Origin of the sequence: Blastococcus sp. KM273129 (assembly GCF_021698995.1) — a bacterium.
Lineage (GTDB): Bacteria > Actinomycetota > Actinomycetes > Mycobacteriales > Geodermatophilaceae > Blastococcus.
The window spans coordinates 1-7,286 of sequence record NZ_SSXB01000127.1 but is presented as its reverse complement, the minus strand read 5'-3'; the positions used below and the strand labels follow the sequence as shown (position 1 = coordinate 7,286).

General features: G+C 73.5%; 6 protein-coding genes. 3 read left to right on the top strand and 3 right to left on the bottom strand.

Annotated elements, in window-relative coordinates; genetic code table 11:
- Window positions 1-294: 294 nt before the first annotated feature.
- Genes E9565_RS21075 through E9565_RS21065 form a run of 3 tightly spaced genes read right to left on the bottom strand, consistent with a single transcriptional unit; the run spans window position 295 to window position 3,578 of the window.
- The gene (locus E9565_RS21075) at window positions 295-1,338 is read right to left on the bottom strand and encodes a DUF1611 domain-containing protein (protein ID WP_236827868.1); all 1,044 of its coding nucleotides are present in this window, start codon (window positions 1,336-1,338) and stop codon (window positions 295-297) included.
- The gene (locus E9565_RS21070; RefSeq protein ID WP_236827869.1) at window positions 1,335-2,357 is read right to left on the bottom strand and encodes a dipeptide epimerase; all 1,023 of its coding nucleotides are present in this window, start codon (window positions 2,355-2,357) and stop codon (window positions 1,335-1,337) included. Before E9565_RS21070 ends, E9565_RS21075 begins: the two co-directional genes overlap by 4 nt.
- Window positions 2,358-2,390: 33 nt before the next feature.
- Window positions 2,391-3,578, bottom strand: a complete 1,188-nt coding sequence (locus E9565_RS21065; protein WP_236833442.1) for a hydroxymethylglutaryl-CoA reductase — start codon at window positions 3,576-3,578, stop codon at window positions 2,391-2,393.
- Window positions 3,579-3,750: 172 nt separating this feature from the next.
- On the opposite strand from E9565_RS21065, the gene E9565_RS21060 reads away from it, so the two are divergent.
- The 3 genes from E9565_RS21060 to E9565_RS21050 form a co-directional block, all read left to right on the top strand.
- The gene (locus E9565_RS21060; protein ID WP_236836662.1) at window positions 3,751-5,280 is read left to right on the top strand and encodes an ABC transporter substrate-binding protein; all 1,530 of its coding nucleotides are present in this window, start codon (window positions 3,751-3,753) and stop codon (window positions 5,278-5,280) included.
- A complete protein-coding gene (locus E9565_RS21055) occupies window positions 5,277-6,218 on the top strand; it encodes an ABC transporter permease (protein WP_255714706.1) in 942 nt (313 codons plus the stop codon). The genes E9565_RS21060 and E9565_RS21055 overlap by 4 nt, the downstream gene beginning before the upstream one ends.
- A gap of 46 nt (window positions 6,219-6,264) precedes the next feature.
- The coding region (locus tag E9565_RS21050; protein WP_236836661.1) for an ABC transporter permease at window positions 6,265-7,286 on the top strand (1,022 nt) is incomplete at its 3' end.

The window sequence follows — 7,286 nt, the reverse complement described above, 5'->3', positions numbered from 1 at the left end:
GAAACCCAGGTCCCGGCCCACGCACGCCCACCCACCGAAACCAAGATCAAGAAACCGTCCCCTGCACTACCGACTCCGAATCGGTGGATTCAGGCTGAGGCGGGCTCCCGGCGGCGCCGTGGCCGGCCCGCCCGGGGCGCCCCGACCGGCGACGGGCCGGGGTCGGTGTGGCCCTCCCGGTTGTAGGGCTCTGCCCACGCGGGCGGGGCAGAGCGCTACTGCCCTCGGGAGGTGTCGCGGGTTCCGGGGAGCGAGCCCGCCGGCCGGGTCGGGGCTCGGCGGGCGGCCGCCCGCTCAGCCGGGGCCCAGCGCGGCCAGCACGGCGTCGAGCACCCGCCCGGCGCCGGAGCGGACGACGTCGTCGGTGACCAGCCCGGTCTCCGCCGCGGCCTCGTCGAACGCCCGCCGCGCGGCGGCGTCGTCGAGCCCCCCGGTGTTCAGCGCGACGGCGGCGACCCGGGCCGGGCGCACCCAGCCCGCGGCCTGCTCGTAGTCGCGCACGATCACCGCCAGCGGCGGGAGGGCGGTGCCCGGGTAGTCGGCGATCGCGGTGCGCCCGGCCCGGTGGCACAGCACCAGCGCGTCCGCCGAGGACCCGTGCAGCAGGCCGAGGGTCACCCCGGAGTAGGCCGGGTGGTAGATCGAGCCCTGCCCCTCCAGCCAGATCAGGTCGCCGCGCGCCGCACCCTCCCGCACCAGCCGGTCGGCCGCGCCGGCGACGAAGTCGGAGATCACGTGGTCGACCGCCATGCCCCACCCCGCGATGGCCACGCCGGTCTGCCCGGTGGCCACGAACACCGAGCCCAGGCCGCGGTCGCGGGCGGCCCGGTCCAGCTCCAGGACGACGCTCATCTTCCCGATCGCGCAGTCCGACCCGACCGTGTGCACCACGCGGGCACCGACCGGCCCGGCCAGCGGGACCCCGAGGTCGTCGGGGACCGCGCGCAGGTCGCGGATCCCGACGCCGGACGCCCGGGCGGCGGCGGCGAGCTCCGGATCGGCCCGCAGGTCGGTGTGCAGCCCGGCCTCGACGTGCATGCCCAGCCGCAGCGCGGTCAGCAGCGCCTCCCGCCAGGCCGCGGTCAGCCGGCCGCCGAGCGGGGCGACGCCGAGCAGCAGCGTCGTCGCCCCGAGCTGCCGGGCGGCCGCCACGTCGGCGACCACGGGGGCGGGGGACGCGCAGAACGGGACGACGTCGACCGCCCGCCGCCCGGTGTGCGCCGCATCGACCACGCACACCACCTCGCGGGTGCCGTAGCGGAGCACCCCGTGGGCGGTCTTCGCGTAGGACTCGGCGAGCTGCCCCCCGGTCAGCACCGCCAGGCGCTCCCCGCTCACGCCGGGCCCCCGGCCGGCTCGACGCCCAGGCCCGGCGCGTCGGGCAGCACCACCCGCCCCGCGTCGAGCCCGAGGCCGGTGAAGGGCTCGTCCGAGATGAGCAGGTGGGCGTCGAGGTCGACCAGGTCGGCCAGCGGCCCGAGCTGCGCGGCCTGGGCGATGCCGAGCGGGGACTCGATCATGCAGCCGAGCATCACCCGCAGGTCCAGCGCCGCGGCCGCTGCCAGCATCCGCTGCGCCTCGCGGATGCCCCCGCACTTGGCCAGCTTCACCACGATGCCGTCCGCGTATCCGGCGACGGCGGGCACCGAGGCGAGGTCCCGGCAGCCCTCGTCGACGTAGACCGGCAGCCGGTCGGGCAGCTCCCGGTAGCGGGCGAAGGAGTCCAGGTCGGCGGCCGGGAACGGCTGCTCGACCATCTCCACCCCCAGCTCCCGCAGCCGCGGCAGCAGCTCGCGGGCCTGGTCGAAGGTCCACCCCTCGTTGCCGTCGATCCGCAGCCGGGCACCGGTGACCGAGCGGATCGCCTCCAGCCGCTCCAGGTCCCCCGGGCCGCCGACCTTCACCTTGTAGACGGCGAAACCGGGAGCGCGCCGCACCCGGGCGACGGTCTCCTCCACGGGCGCGATCCCGATGGTGAAGCTGGTCGGCGGCAGCACCCCGTCGAGCCCCAGCAGCCGCCACACCGGCTGCCCGTAGCGCCGGCCCACCCAGTCGTGCACCGCGCCGTCGAGCGCCATCTTCGCCCCCTGCGGCCCGTCCCAGGCGCGCAGCCTCCGGGCGATGCCCTCGACGTCGCGCAGGTCACCGCCGAGCAACGCGGGCCCGTCCGAGGCGACGGCGTCGGCCATCCCGGCCACGGACTCCCCCCAGTAGGCCACCGGCGCCCCCTCGCCGCGCCCGCGGACGCCCCCGTCGTCCACCTCGACGACGAGCACCTCCTCGGTGTCCACCGACGAGCGGGCGATGGTGAACGTGTCGCGCAGGTGCAGCGTCAGGGGGCGGCAGGTGAGCTCCACCCGGGCAGTCTGGTGGCCGCCGCCACCCCGCGGCTACCGGTTGCGGCCCAGGGCGTCGTGGCTGGTCACCCAGTCCCCGGCCAGGATCGCCGAGGTCAGCGAGATGTCGCCGGCCAGCACGACCCCCGCGCAGATCTCGGCGAACTTGTGCACCTTGTCCCTGCCGTAGCAGCCGAGCACCTCGAGGCACTCGCGCTGGGTGGGCAGCCCGGTGCCCCCGCCGTAGGTGGCGACGATGAGCGAGGTCAGCGTCGTCGACCAGTAGTAGTCGCCGTTCTCCAGGAGCTGGGTGTAGGTGACGCCGGAGTGCGACTCGGCGACGTTGGCGGCGTCCTGCCCGGTGGCGATGAACATCGCGGTGAGCCCGTTGGCGGCGTGCGCGCCGTTGTAGGCCGCGCCGGACATGAAGGCGCCCGCCATGCCGATCTGCCGGTACTCGAACAGCTGCCGGGTGCTGACGCCGGTGAGCCGGCGCAGCACCTCGTCGGGGATCGTCACCTCGGCGACGACGCGCTTCCCGCGCGTCATCAGCATGTTGATCTGCGAGTGCTTCTTGTCGGTGTCGATCGCGCCGGAGAGGACGTACCGCGGGTGGTCGGGGTGGTTCTCGCGGATCCACTCGCACGCGGCGAGCGTGGCCTTGCCGGTCATGTTCTGGCCGGCGGCGTCCCCGGTGGTGTAGTTGACGCGCAGGTAGCGCAGCGGGCCGATCTGGTGCTGGCCGATGTAGGTGAGCCGCCCCGAGCGGGTCGTGGCCTCGGCCGCCGCGCGGATGCCGTCGGTGTTCTCCTCCACCCACCGGCCGAACTCCCGGGCCGCCAGCGCGTCGTCGAACATGAAGGCGGGCGCGCGCTGCATGTGGTCGTCGACGACGGTGGTGCGGGCGCCGCCGCACTCGGCGATCACCCGCATCCCGCGGTTGTAGCTGGCCACCAGCGTGCCCTCGGTCGTGGCCATCGGCACGAAGAAGTCGCCCCGGGCGTGCTCGCCCCGCAGGGTGAGCGGCCCGGCCAGGCCCAGGGGCACCTGGGCGACGCCGGTGAAGTTCTCGATGTTGCCGGGCAGCAGGGCGGGGTCGATGGAGTAGCGGCCGACGTGGTCGAGCCCCGCGCCGGTCTGCTCGGCGACGAAGGCCTGCCGCTTGTGCGCCATCTCGTCGGTGTAGTCGTGCTCCCGGTCGCGGGGGACGCGGGCGCGGTGCGCGGGCTGGACGTCGGTCATCGGACACCTCCGCAGGACGACGGTCGGGCCCTGATTGTGAGCTGGATCACCATCCACCGCGCGTCCAGCGGCGGGTCACGGACCGGCAACGATCCCCGGCGCCCGAGTCGCCAACCTGCGGATACGGGAGCAAGGTCGAGGTGGACGACCTGCCCAGACCCCGGAGCTTCCCGTGCGCACGACCCGATCGATCACCCTGGGCGCCGCCGGTGCGCTCGTCCTCAGCGCGTGCAGCGGCGGCGGCGAGAGCGTCGACACCGGCGGGGGCGGCGGCGGGGGCGGCGGCGACGTGCTGGTGGCCGCCGTCAGCGCCCAGCCCGACCAGTTCGACCCGCACGTGACCAGCGCCTACCCGAGCTTCCAGGTGCTGGAGAACGTGTACGACACCCTCGTCGTCCCGAACGCGCAGGACCTGACGATGGAGCCCAGCCTGGCCACCGACTGGGAGGTCAGCGAGGACGGGCTCACCTGGACGTTCAACCTGCGCGAGGACGTCACGTTCCACGACGGCAGCGAGTTCGACGCGGCCGACGTCGTCTACTCCTACAACCGGATCATCGACGAGGAGCTCAGCAACGCCTACCGGTTCGCCACCGTGGAGAGCGTCGAGGCCGTCGACCCGCAGACCGTCGAGATCACCGTCAGCCAGCCGACGCCCAACCTGCCCGCGCTGATCGGCGCCTTCAAGGGCATGGCGATCCTCCCCGAGGGCGCGGCCGACGAGTACGACCTCACCACCGAGGCGGTCGGCACCGGCCCGTTCACCCTGGAGAGCTCCGACGCCAGCAGCACCGAGCTCGCCGCGTACGAGGACTACTGGGGCGGCGCACCGAGCATCGGCGGGGTCGAGTTCCGCTACATCACCGAGCCGGCCGCCGCGCTCACCGCGCTGCAGAACGGCGAGGTGCAGTGGACCGACAACATCCCGCCGCAGCAGATCGAGTCGCTCGGGGGCGACGACTCCGTGGAGCTCGCCACCACGCCGAGCGTCGACTACTGGTACATGAGCATGAACTACGACCGGGAGCCCTTCGGCAACCCGCAGGTGCGCCAGGCGATCGCCACCGCGGTCGACCGGGCGGCGGTCACCGAGGCGGCCCGGTTCGGGGCGGCGCAGCCCAACCAGACCGCGATCCCCGAGGACAGCTTCTTCTACTTCGACTACGCGCCGTTCGAGCCCAGTGCGGAGGAGGCGCAGTCGCTCATCGAGCAGTCCGGCGTCCAGACGCCGATCACGATGGGGCTGATGGTCACCGACGAGTTCCCCGAGACCGTCACCGCCGCCCAGGTCATCGCCAGCCAGCTGGAGCCGATCGGCGTCGACGTGGACGTCCAGACGGTGGACTTCGCGACCTGGCTGGACCGCCAGGCGCAGGGTGACTTCGACGCCTTCATGCTGGGCTGGCTGGGCAACATCGACCCGTTCGACTTCTACCACGCCCAGCACATCACCGACGGCTCCAGCAACTTCCAGGGCTACAGCAACCCGCAGGTCGACGAGCTGCTCACGCAGGCCTCCACGGAGACCGACCAGGACGCCCGCAAGGAGCTCTACGACCAGGCCGCGACGCTGATCGTCGACGACGTCTCCTACCTGTACCTCTACAACCCCGACGTCGTGCAGGCCTGGGCGCCGGGGCTCTCCGGGTACGAGATCCGCGCCGACAAGGCGATCAACTTCGAAGGCGTGGAGCTGCCCTGACCGGCTACGTCCTCCGGCGGGTCGGCCAGTCCGCGGTCGTCCTCGCCGGGGTGAGCGTCATCGTGTTCGCCCTGGTGCACCTCGTACCGGGCGATCCGGTGCGGCTCGCGCTGGGCACCCGGTTCTCCCAGGAGAGCTACGACGCCCTGCGCGAGCGGTCGGGGCTGGACCAGCCGCTGGTCGAGCAGTTCTTCGGCTGGACCGGCCGGGCGCTCACCGGTGACCTGGGGGTGAGCTTCCGCAGCGGCGAGACGGTCACCTCCCTGATCGGCGAGCGGCTGCCGGCCACGCTGACGCTGGCGTTCGCCTCGATCCTCGTGGCGCTGCTCATCGCCGTCCCGCTGGGCACGGTCTCGGCGCTGCGCCCGCGGTCGCTGGTCGACCGCGTAGCCACCGTGATCAGCCAGTTCGGCATCTCGGTGCCCGACTTCTGGATGGGCATCGTGCTCATCCTCGTCTTCGCCGGGACGCTGGGCTGGCTGCCCTCGGGGGGCTACGTCCCGCTCACCGAGGACCCCGGCGCCTGGCTCCAGCGGCTGCTCATGCCGGCGCTGGTCACCGGCGTGGTCTCCGGCTCGGTGATCACCCGGTTCGTCCGGTCCAGCGTGCTCGAGGCCCTGGGCGCCGACCACGTGCGGACGGCGCAGGCCAAGGGGCTGGGCACACGGCAGGTGTTCACCTGGCACGTCCTGCGCAACGCCCTGCTGCCGCTGGTCACCGTGACCGGCGTGCAGCTGGCCTACCTGCTCTCGGGGGTGGTCGTCGTCGAGATCGTCTTCTCGTGGCCGGGGCTGGGGCAGCTCGCGCTGCAGGCGGTCCAGGCGCGCGACTACCCGGTGCTCCAGGGCGCGATCCTGCTGTTCGCGCTGGTCTTCCTGGTCATCAACCTGGTCGTCGACCTGCTCTACTCCGCCATCGACCCCCGGATCCGCCGATGAGACACCGCCGAGTCCTGCGGGCGACATCCGGCCGAGGCCTGCTGCCATGAGCATCCAGCCGACACCGGGACCCCCGCCCGCCCAGGGACGGGACGGCGGCCGGTCACCGGAGACGCCGGAGGAGCCGCCGGGCGGGGCGCCGCAGCGGGAGGCGGAGCCCGCGGCGCCGACGCTGCGGCCGGCCCGCCCGCGCTGGCGGGAGACGCTGAGCCTGCTGGCGCACAACCCGACCGCGGCGATCGCCTCGGTGGTGCTGCTGCTCATCGTGGTCGTGGCGGTCTTCGACGACGCCCTCGCGCCGCAGGGGGCCAACGAGATCTCGGTGACCGACCGGCTCCAGCCGCCGAGCTGGGAGCACCCGTTCGGCACCGACGACCTCGGCCGCGACATCCTGAGCCGGGTCGTCCTCGGCGCCTCGGTGTCGCTGCGGGTGGGCTTCCTCGCGGTCGGCTTCGCGCTCGTCGTCGGCACCCTGATCGGCCTGCTCGCCGGCTACTACGGCAGGTGGGTCGACGACGTCCTCATGCGCTTCATGGACATGCTCTTCGCGTTCCCGGCCGTGCTGCTGGCGATCGCCGTCCTGGCCGTGCGGGGGCCGGGGTCGGGCAACACCGCCCTGGCCATCGGCATCGTCTACACGCCGATCTTCGCCCGGGTCACCCGCGCCAGCGTGCTCGGCGTGCGCGAGGAGGTGTACGTGCGGGCGTCCCGCTCGGTGGGGGCCTCGGACTGGCGGATCCTGACCCGCCACATCCTGCCCAACGCCGCCCCGCCGATCATCGTGCAGACCTCGATCAGCCTGGCGTTCGCGGTGCTGGCCGAGGCGGCGCTGTCGTTCCTCGGCCTGGGCACCCAGCCGCCGAACCCCTCGTGGGGGCTGATGCTGGCCGAGGGGCGCGGGTTCATCGAGCTGGCCTGGTGGCTGGCGTTCTTCCCGGGGATGGCGATCTTCCTGACGGTGCTCTGCTTCAACCTGCTCGGCGACGGCCTCCGCGACGTGCTCGACCCGCGCCAGCGCACCCAGATGGCCGGGGGGTCCCGGGCGGCGGCCGCCGTGGGGACGGGGGG